The sequence below is a fragment of the Clostridium sp. AWRP genome (assembly GCF_004006395.2).
GTDB lineage: Bacteria > Bacillota > Clostridia > Clostridiales > Clostridiaceae > Clostridium_B.
The window spans coordinates 4,050,554-4,066,311 of sequence record NZ_CP029758.2 but is presented as its reverse complement, the minus strand read 5'-3'; the positions used below and the strand labels follow the sequence as shown (position 1 = coordinate 4,066,311).

The 15,758-nt window shown below is 29.8% G+C and carries 13 protein-coding genes, 1 tRNA gene and 1 pseudogene; 13 read left to right on the top strand and 2 right to left on the bottom strand.

Going from position 1 to position 15,758, the window contains the following annotated elements:
* The first annotated feature begins 139 nt into the window (after positions 1-139).
* The 9 genes and pseudogenes from DMR38_RS19020 to DMR38_RS18970 all read left to right on the top strand — a co-directional run bounded on the left by DMR38_RS19020 (position 140) and on the right by DMR38_RS18970 (position 10,233).
* Entirely contained in the window at positions 140-1,039 is a 900-nt protein-coding gene (locus DMR38_RS19020) for a zinc ABC transporter substrate-binding protein (protein ID WP_243124366.1), read from the top strand.
* 46 nt (positions 1,040-1,085) lie between these two features.
* Positions 1,086-1,161 (top strand) — tRNA-Trp (locus tag DMR38_RS19015).
* Positions 1,162-1,825: 664 nt separating this feature from the next.
* A complete protein-coding gene (locus DMR38_RS19010; protein WP_207670765.1) occupies positions 1,826-2,125 on the top strand; it encodes a group II intron maturase-specific domain-containing protein in 300 nt (99 codons plus the stop codon).
* 552 nt (positions 2,126-2,677) lie between these two features.
* Entirely contained in the window at positions 2,678-5,422 is a 2,745-nt protein-coding gene (locus DMR38_RS19005) for an AAA domain-containing protein (RefSeq protein WP_243124364.1), read from the top strand.
* 664 nt (positions 5,423-6,086) lie between these two features.
* Positions 6,087-6,842, top strand: coding sequence for a class I SAM-dependent methyltransferase (locus DMR38_RS19000; protein ID WP_127722977.1), 756 nt, complete (start codon positions 6,087-6,089; stop codon positions 6,840-6,842).
* A 48-nt stretch (positions 6,843-6,890) separates the two neighbouring features.
* Positions 6,891-7,649 carry a class I SAM-dependent methyltransferase gene (locus DMR38_RS18995; RefSeq protein ID WP_243124362.1) on the top strand — a complete coding sequence of 253 codons (759 nt, stop codon included), beginning with the start codon at positions 6,891-6,893 and terminating at the stop codon, positions 7,647-7,649.
* Positions 7,650-7,728: 79 nt separating this feature from the next.
* Complete coding sequence (locus DMR38_RS18990; protein WP_127722975.1) at positions 7,729-8,610, top strand: phosphotransferase; 882 nt, start codon at positions 7,729-7,731, stop codon at positions 8,608-8,610.
* 701 nt (positions 8,611-9,311) lie between these two features.
* Positions 9,312-9,638 (top strand): annotated as a pseudogene (locus DMR38_RS18975) (TIM barrel protein); the annotation flags it as partial.
* Positions 9,639-9,798: 160 nt separating this feature from the next.
* Positions 9,799-10,233: a hypothetical protein gene (locus tag DMR38_RS18970; protein WP_127722971.1), complete on the top strand. Its 435-nt coding sequence runs from the start codon at positions 9,799-9,801 to the stop codon at positions 10,231-10,233.
* Between the two features lie 103 nt (positions 10,234-10,336).
* Here the strand turns inward: DMR38_RS18970 and DMR38_RS18965 are convergent, their stop codons facing one another.
* Together DMR38_RS18965 and DMR38_RS22010 are read right to left on the bottom strand one after the other, a co-directional pair.
* A complete protein-coding gene (locus DMR38_RS18965) occupies positions 10,337-10,942 on the bottom strand; it encodes an HDIG domain-containing metalloprotein (protein ID WP_347562557.1) in 606 nt (201 codons plus the stop codon).
* Positions 10,942-11,088, bottom strand: coding sequence for a hypothetical protein (locus DMR38_RS22010; RefSeq protein ID WP_175413069.1), 147 nt, complete (start codon positions 11,086-11,088; stop codon positions 10,942-10,944). The genes DMR38_RS18965 and DMR38_RS22010 overlap by 1 nt, the downstream gene beginning before the upstream one ends.
* Positions 11,089-11,652: 564 nt before the next feature.
* Between DMR38_RS22010 and DMR38_RS18960 the strand changes: the two genes are divergently transcribed.
* The 4 genes from DMR38_RS18960 to DMR38_RS18945 all read left to right on the top strand — a co-directional run bounded on the left by DMR38_RS18960 (position 11,653) and on the right by DMR38_RS18945 (position 15,732).
* Complete coding sequence (locus tag DMR38_RS18960; protein ID WP_127722967.1) at positions 11,653-13,107, top strand: hypothetical protein; 1,455 nt, start codon at positions 11,653-11,655, stop codon at positions 13,105-13,107.
* A 274-nt stretch (positions 13,108-13,381) separates the two neighbouring features.
* The gene (modA, locus tag DMR38_RS18955; RefSeq protein ID WP_127722965.1) at positions 13,382-14,176 is read left to right on the top strand and encodes a molybdate ABC transporter substrate-binding protein; all 795 of its coding nucleotides are present in this window, start codon (positions 13,382-13,384) and stop codon (positions 14,174-14,176) included.
* An 18-nt stretch (positions 14,177-14,194) separates the two neighbouring features.
* Positions 14,195-15,004, top strand: coding sequence for an ABC transporter permease subunit (locus DMR38_RS18950; RefSeq protein ID WP_127722963.1), 810 nt, complete (start codon positions 14,195-14,197; stop codon positions 15,002-15,004).
* Positions 15,005-15,024: 20 nt separating this feature from the next.
* Entirely contained in the window at positions 15,025-15,732 is a 708-nt protein-coding gene (locus DMR38_RS18945; protein ID WP_127722961.1) for an ATP-binding cassette domain-containing protein, read from the top strand.
* Positions 15,733-15,758 lie beyond the last annotated feature (26 nt).

Here is a 15,758-nt window from a genome sequence, read left to right as displayed (position 1 = left end):
AAAATAAAAATTATTTGTAAAATAGGTATTGTGATTTGCAATGTTAAAATACATTATGTAAAATGTATTTGTTATGATTTAATTTGTTTGCATTCTGGATAGGAAGGTGAAACTCTTGAAAAGAGTATTGAGCTTAATTATGTCTTTTTTAATAATTTTTATTGTTGTTGGATGCAATAGTAAAGAAGAATATAAAAATAACAATAAATTGCAGGTAAGGAATAATGTACAATTAAATATAGTTACTACAGATAAATTTCTATATAATATGGTAAAGTCTATAGTAGGAAACAGACATATAGTAGAATATATGTTTAATGATAGAAAAAGTGAAGTAGATTTTAAATTTACTGAAGATAGTGTAAAAAATGTATCTAAAAAAGATATATTTTTTTACGTAGGTGCAGATTATGAGCCTTGGGTAAATACTTTTGTGGACAAATTAAATAGAAGTAAGGTTGGGGTTATAAATGTTTCAAGAGGAATAAATCTCTTATCTTATAGCAGAATAGTGAAATATAATAATACAATTTTAAAAGATAACCCTTATTATGTTAACAATATTGATAATTATAGGATAGCACTTATGAATATTAAAAACGCGCTTGAGGATAGAGATGCTAAGAGTAGAGATTTTTATGAGAAAAATTTCTCTGAAACTTTGAATAAATTAGATGATTATAAGAAAGAATTAAAATCAGTAGATGGAGAATTGAGCAATTACACTTTTATTGTTGTAGAAGATGAACTCAGTTATTTTGCAAAGTATAATAATTTGAAATTTTTAGATGTAAGTCCAAGGGAAGATAATAACATAATGCCTTTGGATTCAGCAGGTCAGAAAAATTTAGAACAAAAATTAAAGGATAATAAGGTAGTTCTTCTTTATAATAATGATGCTGTAGTTAAAAGTAATGAAGAGTTGATAAAAATTTATAATATAAAAACTTCTAAAATAGAGATTTATAATGGGGATTTTAACTATGCAGAAACCCTTAAACATAATATAAATAGTCTAGAAAATATTTATAAAAAATAAAAAGCTTGCATTTTATTAGTTTATATTATATAATTATTAACGTCTTAGGGGTATAGCTCAATTGGTAGAGTGCCGGTCTCCAAAACCGTAGGTTGTAGGTTCGAGACCTACTACCCCTGCCAAGATAAAGTCAGTAGAATCAATGGTTCTGCTGGCTTTTGTTGTGCGTCCAGTATGAATGCAATCTAAAGGGTGAAAGTTCCTAGCACGGGTTGATAGTACCAAGTGCATAGCTTAAGACAAGGGTGTCCATGGTGACGTGGAATCTGAAGGAAATCGGCGGCAAAACTTTGGTCTAATGGACACAAACTACATATAAGGCATATGTCTGTGGGTGAGGTTGCAACACAAACTGAAGCCCTAACCTATCCGAGACAGACGGTGTAAATGTAGCAGATAGATGGAGTAAAAGATTGGGTTCTTACCTGAGGAGGTCTGATAGGTATGTTATGGATATGAAATTAGAAATAATAATCTACGCAGTGATGTGTAGTTGAACTATCAGAAGTCAGCAGAGGTCATAGTACCACGCAGTATGCGTCAGCGTGGGAAGGACTGAACAATAGGAGGTTTCAGAATTTAAAAGATACGAAGAATTATGATAAAAGCAGACAACTTCATAAGAAAGGCTATCTACAAGGAAAGAGAGTGGAACTCAAAAGCAATGTAGAGTGCATAGTAATTCTTCTATGTCCAATAAAGGAAGTCATGGTATTGATGGCATGACATTAGACGAACTTTTGCAATATCTAAAAGAACATGGGTAGGAATTAAGGCAATCAGTACATGAAGGAAGATATAAACCACAACTTGTCAGGAGGGTGGAAATTTAAGTTTTTAGGATTTTCCTTTTATAGGGGTAAAGGCGAGTATAGAATAAGAATTCATGAGAAATCTTTGAATAGATTTAAAGCCAAACTTAAGAAATTAACTTCAAGAAGTAATGCAATGAATATGGAATATAGGTTTTTAAAATTAAAACAAGCAATAGTTGAATGGGTAAACTATTTTGCTATCGTGAATATGAAAAGTATTCTTAAGAAGCTTGATGAATGGTTAAGGCGAAGGGTAAAAAGGTGTTTTTGAAAATAATGGGAAAACATTGAAATAAAACACGATAATCTTGTAAAATTAGGAACACAAAATAATAAAGCATGGGAATTTGCTAATATAAGAAAAAGCTATTGGAGAACATCCAACAACCCAATATTAGAGAACGTACCTAGATTTGTGTAAAAAGTCAAGAAGTAACTTTTTATTTTAGTTACTTGCACATATGATATTACCTATCCATATTAAAGCTTTTACTATTATGCAATTCAAAATTCATTGTGTACTCTTGATATTATTTATCCAGTTTCTTAAAGGTTAATCAGTTATTCCCAAGTCATTTGACACGCTGACTGCAGAACTGCCTTCTTCTAATACAAGTCTTATAGTATCAGTTCTAAACTATGCATTATACCTTCCATCATTACCTGACATTTCTTGTCTCCGCCATATGATTATTATATCTAACTCATATGTGTTCATCAATTCGAGTACAGGTCGTAAAGCATATATCTGAGGCGTATGTTGTAGATTATCAGAAATAGCTTGAAGGTTATTTTTATATGATTATAATTGAATCTATAGATAATGTTGGATATAGGAGAGTATAGAGAATTGAATGAGAATGAGCAGTTAGTGTTAATTAAAGGAGAAGATAAGACTGAAGAAGTAAAATATTGTAGTTATGATGAATTAACAGGAAAATACAATGTGAATTTTAAGAATTCAGCTAAAACTTATAGCTATGTATATTTAAGCGTTGATTGGCAGAAAGCTGAACAGATTATACATATATCAGATGATATTGCTGTGTATGAAGGTGATATACCGTTATGGGGACTTGATAAGGTAATATATTTTCGTAGCAAGATCAAACTGTTTTATAAGAACGGATATAAAAGTCTTTATGATATGTATGATATTAGAATTGAGAAATCGGCTTTAGAGGATAAAAAGAATAATAATTGCTTTGAATATTTAAAAGAGATTGCAAATGAAATAAAGATGCCTAAGGGTGAAGGTGAGGTAGAAAGTAGTTTTTTAGGAAGTTTATATGAAAAACTCAAGTTTGTTAATCCGCATAGTGTGCTTGCTGATTACCTAAATCCTCATGAAATAAAAGATACTAAAATTAATAAAAATGCAATTTTCCCATTTGGTTTTAATCTAAGCCAGAAGGAAGCCACTGAAAAGGCATTATGTAATAAACTGAGTGTCATTGAGGGACCTCCGGGTACAGGTAAGACTCAGACTATTCTTAATATTCTTGCCAATATAATTCTGCAAGGAAAGACTGCAGCTGTAGTATCTAATAATAATTCAGCAACTCAGAATGTAGTTGATAAGTTGAAAATTTATGATATTGAGTTTATTGCTGCATATTTAGGCAAATCCGATAACAAGAAAGAATTCTTTAAAAATCAGACAGGAGTGTATCCTGATTTTGCATCATGGAAAGAAAATTATGAAAAACTTGAAAAGATTAAAGGAAGCATTGAATCAGATCAGGCAAATATCTTGAAACTTCTTGAAGTACAGGTTGAGCTTGCAAAGCTTAAGGAAGAATATTCTCAAATTGAACTCGAAGCAAAACGATTTAAAGAGGAAGCTAATAATTATAAAATAGATAAATCATTGAAATTTATTGGTAGAATTAATGCCGATAAGTTAAGAGATCTTATTTTTGAATATGAAATTAAAGATATACAATCATCATTTTTTATTAAAATTAGGAATCTTTTAAAATATCGGATAACAAGTTTTAAATTCTATAGAAATAATAAGGAGACTATAGTTAACGAATTAAGAAATGCATATTATGGGTTAAAGGTTAAGGAATTAATCGAGAGCATCGCAACATATGAAAAGCAGCTTAATAATCATAGTTTTGATAGTCTAATAGATGAATATACTAATAATTCAATGGCTATATTAAAGGATACTCTTGCTAATAGATTTAAGGGGAATAAATCAAGAAAATTATTTGGCATAAATTCTTTTAAGGCAAATTATAAAGATTTTATTAAAGATTATCCAGTTGTCTTAAGTACAACACATTCATTAAGAACATGTATACCGAGTGAGTATTTATTTGATTATGTAATAATCGACGAATCATCACAGGTTGATCTTGCTGCAGGTGCATTAGCATTGTCATGTGCTAAAAATGCTGTAATTGTTGGAGATTTAAAACAACTCCCTAATATAATTACGAGAGAAGTTAGAGAGAAATGTGATGATATATTAAAGAGATATTATGAATTGGATCAAGGGTATAGTTATGCAGATAACAGTCTTCTGTCATCTATAATAAGTCTCTATAAAGATATCCCTAAAACACTTCTTAAAGAACACTATAGATGTAATCCTAAAATTATTGAGTTCTGCAATAAGAAGTTCTATAATGATGAACTTATAATTATGACAAAGGAATCAGAAGATTGTCCTATAATGGTAAAGAAAACATCAGAAGGAAATCATGCAAGGTGTCGCAGAAATCAGAGGCAGGTAGATATTATTAAGCAGGAGATACTTCCTAGTTTTAATAAAGATGAAAAGTCCATAGGTATTATATCTCCATACAGGGATCAGATAAATCTGCTACAGAAGGAGATCAAGGATGAGTATGTGAAGATTGATACGATTCATAAATTTCAAGGACAAGAAAATGATATAATTATATTGTCTACTGTAGCAAATGAAGTCAATGATTTTATAGATGATCCAAATTTAATTAATGTAGCAGTTTCTAGAGCAAAAAAGAAGTTTATCCTTGTTACTAATAATGATTGTGATGATAATAAGGATAGCAATATTGCAGACCTAATAAGATATATAAAATACAGTAATGGTGAAGTAAGTATAAGTAAAGTAAGTTCTGTGTTTGATATGTTATATAAGTGTAATGCTCAAAAAATGAATAGATATTTAAAAGGACATAGCAATAATTCTGAATTTAATTCTGAAAATATAGTCAATTCACTTCTAGATAATATTCTAAAAGATTATAATTCAATTGGTAAAGTAATGCATTATCCTCTAAACTTAATTATAAAAGATAGAAGTTTATTAGATGACCGTGAAAAAGAATTTGTGTCATGTCCTTGTTCTCATAATGATTTTATTATATTTAATAAAATGGATAAAACGCCTATATTAGCAATTGAAGTTGATGGTACTGCATATCATGAAGATAATCTTAAACAACTTGAGAGAGATGAGATAAAGGATGAGATACTTAAAAAATATAATATTCAATGTTTAAGACTTCCTACTGATGGAAGTGAAGAAGAGAGGAAGATAAGAGATATTTTAGATAGCATATTGGCTTAAAAGTATTTGGTAAAAGAAAAATTATATATTCATTGAAGAGCAAAATATTTTTTAATATATAAAGCTAATTAATTAAAGGGAGATATTATAGGTGAAAGAGTACACTGACACAAAAAAGGATAATAAAGAAAATCATTTACATAGAATTTATATAGGTATCCTTGGAGACTATTTGGAGACTAAAGATATAAAAAAATGGATTATAATTTAATGTAAGATAATGATACTAAAGTGTTGATATACAAGGAATTGCTGAAAGATAATTTAAGTTAGAATAAGCACTTTACCGCACTCCAAAATTATAGGGCATATTAACATCTCCATTCACATGTAATAGAGAATTATTTGTGATTGTCACCTGTGTATTTTTATATATTTAGTACAACATTAACTAAATCTGTAAAAACTTTCTTTAAGTGTTTTGAAAACCAATTGATGGATCCCTGCCGCTCTTTCAGTAAGATATAGTTTGTGTATATATTTTAGAATTACTGCCTAAATCTTTCTTTAAATTCCATTTTGTACTCAGTGTTTTAGTGAAGAACTGGATATTAAAAGTATTTTTGATGCATTTTTGTATAAAATGGTGATATTATGTTGATAAAGGCTGATTTAGTATATAAGAATGATCATACAGATAGTAATTTAGAAGGAGGTTTAAATAATGGATTTTAGAATTACATTTGACCGAATACCAGAAATATTTGATAAATATAGACCTCGATATTGTGATGAACTCTTTACAGAAATTATTACTGTATCTGACTTAAATTCAAGCAAAGATGTACTTGAAATTGGTCCAGGTACAGGACAAGCAACAGAGCCTATTTTAAAAACTGGCTGTAATTATAAGGCAATTGAACTGGGGGAGAACTTTACAGAATTTATGAAAAACAAATATGGGACTTATAGTAATTTTGATATTGTAAATGCTGATTTTGAGACATACAATTTTGGAAATCAAACATTTGATTTAATATATTCAGCAGCTACAATTCAATGGATACCTGAAGAAATAGCGTTCTCAAAAGTTTACAATATACTAAAACCTGGTGGCATCCTTGCAATGTTTATGACCCGTTCAGATGAGAAAAGTGCAAATGAAGAATTGTACAATAGAATAGCCGAGGTATATAAAGAACATTTTTTTGTTAAGCAAAGATATAATCATAAAATGAAATATGATAATGTTGTGAATTATGGCTTTGTTAATTACAAATATAAAGACTGGAGAAAGGTAAGAAAACTCAATGCTGATGAATATATTTCATATATTAGTACACATTGTGAGCATATAACTTTAGAAGAACCTTATAAGTCCAAATTTTACATGGGAGTAAGAAAGGCTATTATGGATGCTGGCAATAAAATCATTATTAAAGATACTATTCCATTATATCTTGCTCAAAAGCCACTATAAATTTCAATTTAAGGTTGAGTAGTAGAGATTGTAATACAAATAGTAAATTTGTGGAGGAACAAGAAAATGATAAAAGACAGTTCAACCGAATGTTGGAATCAGGTGAATATAGACGAATGGATTGAAAAAGCTCAAACAAATGATTTTAGAATATATTACATAATGCCATACACATTAGAAAAACTTGGAGATGTCAAAGATAAATATGTTCTTGATTTGGGATGTGGCGAAGGTGGTTATTCGAGAGCATTATCACGTAAGGGAGCAATCGTTACGGCTGCTGACTGTTCAGAAGTTTTTATTGAGTACGCAAAAAATAAAGCAAAAGAAGAAAGTTTAAGGATTAAGCACTATGTTCTTAATTCAAATACACTAAATGTAATTGACGACAATTATTACGATATAGTGCTTTGCTCGATGATGTTAATGGATGTTGAAGATTTAGATGGGACCTTAAAGGAAATTCATCGTGTTTTAAAACAAAATGGAAAGGTATTCATTTCTATTTTGCATCCATGCTTCAAGGGCAAGAAAACTAAATGGATGCTAAATAATGAAAATATACAGGTGCTTGTTTCTGATTATCATAATCCAAAAGAATGGATTGGAGAAATCAAAGGAATGAATGCTCCAATTTTATATAGACATAGGACTTTGTCAGATTATATAAAAGCGTTTGTCAAAAATGGCTTTAAGTTAATTGATATGAACGAACCAATACCAACAGAAGAACACTCTCAAATGTCATCGAGAGTCGCTTGGTTGAAGAAAATACCGATGTATTTGTTTATAGAATTAGAAAAATAATTTCCAATTTAAGGGCGAATACTATAAATAGTAATTTATCTAACAGAATATTTGTATTTTTAGAAGGAGATTAGTAGGATTGTGTATATATGATTTTAAGACCAGGATACAGATTGTAAGGGGATGGTCAGATGATAAAAAATATTGCGTTACAACACCTGATGATAAAAAGTATTTGTTACGTATTTCAAAAATAGAGCAACAAGAACGGAAGAGGGTTGAATTTGAAATGATGCAGTGTGTGGAGGCTCTCGGTGTACCTATGTGTAAGCCGATTGCATTTGGCACTTGCGACGAAGGTGTATATTCCTTACAAAGTTGGATTGAAGGAAAGGATTTCGAAGAGGCTCTTACGAGATTAACTGATGCAGAACAGTATGCTTATGGAATTGAGGCGGGTCAAATACTAAAGCATATTCATACTATTCCAGCGCCTGATACACAGGAGGAATGGGAGGTAAGATTTAATCGTAAAATCGAGCGAAAAATCCAAATGTATAAAGATTGCCCGATAAAATATGAAAATGGACAGTCTTTTATTGACTATATAAATACGAATCGCTATTTGTTGAAAAGTCGCCCACAATGCTATCAGCATGGTGATTACCATGTTGGCAATATGATGATTGATTATGATGGTAAACTGCAGATTATTGACTTTGATAGAGATGATTTCGGTGACCCATGGGAGGAATTTAATCGAATTGTTTGGTGTGCACAAAAATCGTCACTTTTTGCTTCGGGCATGGTAAATGGCTATTTTGATGAAAATGTACCAATGGATTTTTGGAGATTGCTTGCATTATACATTTCAAGTAATACCCTATCATCTATACCTTGGGCAATTCCATTTGGGAAAAGTGAAATTGACACGATGATAAATCAAGCCAAAGAAGTTCTTGAGTGGTATGATAATATGCAAAATCCTGTTCCCATCTGGTACAAGGGTTGCATAAAATGAGCATAAAGAGAAGTCGCCAAATTTCCAATTTAATGAGGTGAAATAAATAAGGATAGAAGAAGGAGTATACAAAAGTATATATTTAGAGAAATATCAATATATATTCTTAACAAAATATTGGATGCTGCAAGAACTGGTTGGGACTGTTGCACTTGGATATCCTGATGAGAAACTAAATCCAAGACCGAGAAAGACACCGGAGAGCATTATTGAATATAGGCTTTAAAAATCAATACCTTTCCATTATGTCAATACAGAAGAGTATATTATGGCATATTATTTGAAATAGCCCAAGACTCCAATTTAAAGTTGAGTAGTATGAATTAGTAATTTGTAGTACAGATTATTTATATTATGTGACACGGTTCAAAGATTTCCTAAATGAGCATGAAGAGTACGCTAAAGAGTATAGTGATTTGAAAATATCTTTAACAAAGCAATACCCAAATGATAGGATTATATATACAAATGAAAAAGAAAGTTTTGTAAGAATGATATATCAAAAAATTGATTCTGGAAAATACAAGAGTAACATAATCAAATAAGCATAATTAGAAACTATTTTACTGCGGAATGTTATTAATATAATTCACTAATCGTAAAACTACCATATATGAACCATTGTAATTTATTGTTCCTTTACATTTACTTTTTAAAAAATATATTTTTAGGAGAGATAAGGTTGAAAATTTGGAGATAGGCTAAGTGACTTTCAAAAAATATTTGAAAGCATTGACTCCTCAATGTTAAAGCTTTGCTATGATTATGGACATGGAAATTTAGATGAGAATGACATTGACATACTTCGTAAATTTTACTATAGGCTAGGTAGTATACACGCACATGACAATGACCAATTAGCCGATATCCACTGGCCAATTGGAAATGTGGACTTGGGTTCAATTAAATGGGATGAAGAAATTAAATTTTTGAATAGCCTTAATTATAAAGGTGCTTTTATTTTGGAAGGTTACCAAAATGACCAGTTAGAATCTTTAAAGTATCTGAAGAAACTAAATTTGGTGTAGTTAGGAAGATACTAATAATTGTAAATTTACCATAAATATTGAAAAACTAAAAGATATTATTAATGTAAGTTCTTACCGCTCCACAGTATAACAAGGTTACCTAAGTTCACAACATTCTTATATTGTTCATTAATTATAAAAGAGGTCGGGGGGTTATAATATGAAAAAAGTAGCTATAATTTTAATTACTATATTGTTGCCTGTGTTTATAGGTTGTTCAAATAAAGATGTAATTAAACACAACTACACTTATAAAGGAGAAAATGAATTTTGGACTGCCCAATATAAGGTAAATTCCACAGGCACATTTACTAAGAAAAATGACAAGTTACATTATGAAGGTAATTCTAACGGAACATTAACAGTAACCTATAAGAAAAATATATCCAAGTTATCTTCAGTAAAACATCTGGAAATATCGTATAAAAGTAGTGCTGGAAGTGGAAGTATAGGGCAAAACTCTCCAAAGAAAAAAACTTATACTATGACATCAAGTAGTACAGATGGAGTAATAGAGGATAAAGACGAAGTAATAAAAGTTACCATAAATCTTGATGGAAATATACAAACAATTGAATTAAAAAATCATATGTAATTTTTATTGATTGCTTTCGCTTGTGTTACAATTTTCTAATTATATTACACTATAGGCTGAAGTTTTGAGACCTACTACTGTAAGATATAAATGCTTTCACGATTTAGTGAAAGCATTTTTTAAGAAACTGATTAACAGTATATTGTTCCTTTTTTTTATCACTATTTGACCTTCCAATTCTATCACATAAGCCTAGCAAAGCCACTTCATGGATATCTGTGTGCTCTTTCATGCCTTGTATATCTGCAAAGGGCAAATTATTTACTACAAAGAGTATTTGCATATGGTACCTGATAAGTTCGCAAACTCCTTCAATGAAGTCTTTATCTTCTGTAAAAAATAGCAAAAATTCTTTTGACAGAGCTGCTCCAACCTTATCATGGTCATAGGAGGTTATTTTACCCTTTCTGTCCTTGGTTGTAGAAGGTTTTCCAATATCATGAAGTAGTGCCGCCCACATAAATACTTTTTGATTTTTACTTTTTGATTTTACATTTGCTGCCTCATCTACTACAAGTAGAGTATGATTCCAAACAGTACCTTCTGGATGGTATTTTGGAGATTGCTTTGTAATATTCAGTTTGTATAGCATATCAAAGGGATACTGCTGAAATAATGGCTCATTATAGAGTCCCTTCAAATAATTCGATGGTTTGGAATCATTCAGTAAGTGATACTCTATATTCAGGTACAATCTATTCAAATTCATCATCTCTTAGTGTTGGGGCCTAATGCTTCTTTTTTTGTGTTATGATTTTGATTTTGTTTATCACTATGTGTAGAATTAACAGCATTACTTAGATTTTCTTGTATATTTTTGGATTTTATGTTTTCGTTTTTTTTACTCTTAGACATATCTTTCACCTCTAAAATCAGTATTCCAATATGAAAAATATTTATTCTACTGAAGCTTGTTTAAGGTGTGGAAGATGCTGAGACAATTCTTATAAAATCAACTTTTGCAGTTTAAAAATATTGAGACCTAAATGAATTCACAATTCACAGTTCACGATGCACAATTTCGGTAGATTTTTCTCCGCTGTGCTGCGAAAAATTTTAAATTTAAAGCTTATTGAAGCTTTGCTTCAATGGTGGTATATTTTAGATTCTCTGAAGTTTTAACGGAAGAAAATCATCCTTAATTGTGAACTGTGCATCGTGCATTGTGAATTAATTGTGTCGTAATTTTTTTATATTAAGTCAAAATTTTATATGATGGAAAGTTGAGTTATAAATTAATTGACTGTTTTTATCATATTCCACAATATAGGAAAAAATTAAATGTTTGACATACAAATCGGCAAAGTTTATACTTATATAGGTTTTTTAACATAATGTAGACTAAATTTGATAATTATGAGAAAATAAAAAGGAACATAGTTTTTTTATTAATAAATAATTTATATGAGGATGTGACTTATGCCAAGATCAAGAAAAACAAAAAGAATTAGGAAAAATAGAAAATTTAAGGTTATGACTTTAATTTGTTTTATAATAATGATTGCAGTTGCTTCTTTTTGTAACTATAAATTTCGCTTTCAAAAAAAATTGACTGCTTCTTTAGAAGTATCATCTTCTGCGGATTCTCATAAAAGTAAAAAAACAGAGGATGCTATACCTAAAAATGCATTAAATTCAATTCCTCAAACTACTGATTCTCAGAATAAAGATTTAAGGAAGTTTCCATATCCCTACAGTTCTATGCTTGCAATATGTTCTGATATTGATGATGGAACATTGGAAGAATTTGAAACGTATCATAAATTTTTAAATACCAAATCTGAGACGTCATATGGACAAGGACTAGGATTAGATATTGGAGATTCATTTTGGATGTATATGGGTGATAATAGCAACTCTGTAGTTGATGTTCATGGAAGACATAATGTGAAAGACATAATGACATTTTTTAATGGGACAAGTCAAACTGAAAAACACAATGCTGATGAAATAACTCACTATATTAGGTCAGGATGGATAGACTGTATCCATACTTTTGGAGATTTTTCAACTGAAAATCAAAAAGGTACTCTCTTTAATAGAAATTTGGCTAAAAACGCATGGAACGTTTTAAATTCTGAGAATTTAAAACAAACGGTATGGATAAATCATGGTAATAAAGCTAATAAACAAAATTTTGGTGCATATGGTACTGGAAAATTTATGAGTTATCAACAAGGGGACAACCCTAAATCACCTTACTACCATACAGATATAACTTTAAAAAGTGGTATTAAATATGTTTGGGATTCATGGTCAGATCACAATTTTGGACATGATTATCCACTCTATGAAATTTCATTGAGAGACGGAAAAAAAGTGTGGGGATTTCATAGGTATACAAATGATTTAGTAAATAATAAAATAGATTGGATCTGGACTCCCAAATATATTCACAGACAGCTTACGAAAGCCAATCTTGACAGCATAGTAAATAATAAACAATATAGTATAGTAGCACAACATCTGGGTATTAACACAGAAGATTTATTTACACAAGATAATATAAGTTCACTGAAGCTATTAAAAGAATACCAGGACAACAATAAAATACTTGTTGCGAAGACTTCCAGAGTTTTAAACTATGCTGATATACATAAGTACTTAACTTATCAGAAATTAACTCAAAACGGCAAAACTTATGTTAACATAACTTCCATAAATGACCCCATATTTGGAAGATACATTCCTACAATTGATAATATAAGAGGAATTACTTTTTATTGTGATAATCCTAAAAATATAGTGTTATTAATAAATAAATCCAAAATAGGTAATGATAATTTAGAAGTAAACCCTAAGGATGAAACAGGTAAAGCAAGTGTATCTATAAAGTGGTTTAAACCGGATTATAAAGATTACACACACAAATGAAGTTTTAAAAAATTTTTCGTATATAAGTTAAATTTTATTTAAATTGTACATAAAATAGTCCATATTTTAAGTTAAAGTATGGACTATTTTCTATTAACACAGATATTTAACATAATTGATTTAGTGTTATGTTTTTGATACAATCAACATAAGTAGACAAAAAGTAATAATAGTAATTAATTAAATTTAGTATTGATTAGTTTTGATTGATTTTATCATGAAATTACTTTAATGCTTACTTAAAACAAATAAAATAGTATGGGGGATGAAGTCTTTGAAAAAAAACAAAATGTTAATGTTGGTTTTGAGTTTATTACTAGTGTGCGGCATGTTTATAGGCTGTGGACAGAAAAAGCAAAGTACTACTACAAATGACACAGATAAAAAGACATTACTTATTTATTGTGCTGCAGGAGTAAATAAACCTATGGAGGAAATAGGCAAAGAATTTGAAAAGAAATATGGGACGAAAGTTCAATATACCTATGCTAATTCCTCAGAACTTATAAGCCAGATGGAAGTTTCTAAAAAGGGAGATCTTTGTGTATTAGCATCCAATGAAGATTATGAAACAGCAAACAAAAAAAATTTGGTTTTGGATAAAAAGGACTTAGTATACCATATACCTGTAATTGCTGTACCGAAAGGAAATCCTGCAGGTATTAAAAGCATAAATGATTTCACAAAACCTGGAGTTAAGGTTATTCTAGGAGATTCTAAAACTTCTCCATTAGGAAAACTTGCATCTAAATTATTTCAAAAACAGGGTATAGAGAGTCAGGTAAAAAATAATATAGTTTCTACAGTTACTACAGTAAATGAAATGGTAACGTTTGTTTCTATGAAAAAAGCAGATGCATCTATTATGTGGGAAGATAATGCTTTAAATGCGTCTAAAAGCATAGATTTAGTACAAATTCCTAAAGATCAAAATTTGATTAAAGTAGTACCTATATCTGTTTTAAAGAGTTCTAAAGATAAAGAATTAAGTGATAAATTTGTAAATTTTGTTACTTCCAGTCAGGCAAAATCAATATTTATTAAGTATAATTTGAAGCCTATTAAATAGAAACTAGAGGTCTTAAGTATGTCAAAAAATAATTATAAAGACATTCTTTTTAAAATTTATATATTTCTTTTTATAAGTATATTTATGGTTTTTATAACTTTAACCATATTTGTGGTTTTTCAAAAAAGTTTTCCTAACTTAGCATCTATCATTATGGACAAGGAAATACAATTTGCAATTAAATTGACATTATATACATCTACAATATCTACTATAATTTGTTTGATATTTGCTGTACCTATAGCTTATGGACTTGCCAGATATGATTTCTTTGGCAAAATGATTATAAATTCTATAATACAAATATCAAATTCAATTCCTCCAATTGCAGCAGGAATTGCTTTGCTTATGTTATTTAGTACAAAACAGGTTGAAAATATGATAAATAAGTTAGGTTTAGATCCAGTGTTTTCGGTTAAAGGAATTATACTAGCAAACTTCTTTATAAATGTTCCGTATATGATAAGAATTTTAAAGGGTACTTTTGAAGATGTGAATCCCAGACTTGAATTTGTAGGCAGAACTCTTGGATGCAGCGTCTGGGGAGCGTTTTTTAAAATAACAATTCCTTTAGCTAAAAACGGATTGATTTCAGCTGTAATAATTACGTGGATAAATGCACTTGGGGAATTTGGAACTGCACTTATGCTAGCAGGTGCTATTAGAATGAAAACGGAAACTCTGCCAGTAGCTATATTTTTAAATTTGTCAGCAGGAAACCTTGATAAGGCTTTAGCTGCTGCCACTATACTTATAATTATATCTATAATTTGTCTATTTGCATTTGAATGTGTGCAAAAATGCAGTACAAAGAAAGTTAATTACTAGAATTTCATAAGGAGGCTAATATGCTTAGAGTAGATCATATTTACAAAAAACTTGGTGATTTCGAACTTTGTGATATAAGTTTCGAAGTACTGGATGGAGAGTATTTTGTAATATTAGGAACTACAGGAAGCGGAAAGACTGTTGTTTTAGAAGCTATTGCAGGTGGGTATGATATTGATAGGGGAAATATATATATAAATGATGTTAACATAAATAATATTCCGCCGGAAAGTAGAAATATTGGATTTGTATATCAGGATTATTTGCTATTTCCCCATTTATCCGTTAGAGAAAATATATTATTTGGATTAAAGACGAAGAAAATGAATAAAAGTATTATGGATGAAATTTTGCAGAAAATAAGTTCAATGCTAAATATAGAACATTTACTGGACAGAAGGCCACTTACATTAAGCGGTGGAGAACAGCAGAGAGTTGCTTTTGCAAGGGCTGTTGTAACTTCACCAAAGATACTACTCCTTGATGAAATAAGTAGTGCTTTGGATCCAGGTACTAAGAAAAAGTTTCAACATAACTTAAAAAAAATGCATAGAGAATTAAATACTACAACTATTCAAATAACTCATGATTTTAATGAAGCAGTATACCTGGCAGATAGAATAGCAATTATGGGGAATGGAAAAATGTATCAAATAGGTACTGCTGATGAAATATTTAATCATCCTAAATCAAAGTATGTGGAAGATTTTATAGGTAATGGTATATGATTAAAATGTTTTAACAGAGGGGAGAC

What these genes read in the sequence shown, in the direction of transcription:
- DMR38_RS22010 (WP_175413069.1), bottom strand. Translation starts at nt 11,088, where the DNA reads ATGTCTAAGAGTAAAAAAAACGAAAACATAAAATCCAAAAATATACAA.
- DMR38_RS19010 (WP_207670765.1), top strand. Translation starts at nt 1,826, where the DNA reads ATGAAGGAAGATATAAACCACAACTTGTCAGGAGGGTGGAAATTTAAG.
- DMR38_RS18970 (WP_127722971.1), top strand. Translation starts at nt 9,799, where the DNA reads ATGAAAAAAGTAGCTATAATTTTAATTACTATATTGTTGCCTGTGTTT.
- DMR38_RS18950 (WP_127722963.1), top strand. Translation starts at nt 14,195, where the DNA reads ATGTCAAAAAATAATTATAAAGACATTCTTTTTAAAATTTATATATTT.
- DMR38_RS18960 (WP_127722967.1), top strand. Translation starts at nt 11,653, where the DNA reads ATGCCAAGATCAAGAAAAACAAAAAGAATTAGGAAAAATAGAAAATTT.
- DMR38_RS19005 (WP_243124364.1), top strand. Translation starts at nt 2,678, where the DNA reads ATGTTGGATATAGGAGAGTATAGAGAATTGAATGAGAATGAGCAGTTA.
- DMR38_RS18965 (WP_347562557.1), bottom strand. Translation starts at nt 10,942, where the DNA reads ATGAATTTGAATAGATTGTACCTGAATATAGAGTATCACTTACTGAAT.
- DMR38_RS18945 (WP_127722961.1), top strand. Translation starts at nt 15,025, where the DNA reads ATGCTTAGAGTAGATCATATTTACAAAAAACTTGGTGATTTCGAACTT.
- DMR38_RS19000 (WP_127722977.1), top strand. Translation starts at nt 6,087, where the DNA reads ATGGATTTTAGAATTACATTTGACCGAATACCAGAAATATTTGATAAA.
- DMR38_RS19020 (WP_243124366.1), top strand. Translation starts at nt 140, where the DNA reads ATGTCTTTTTTAATAATTTTTATTGTTGTTGGATGCAATAGTAAAGAA.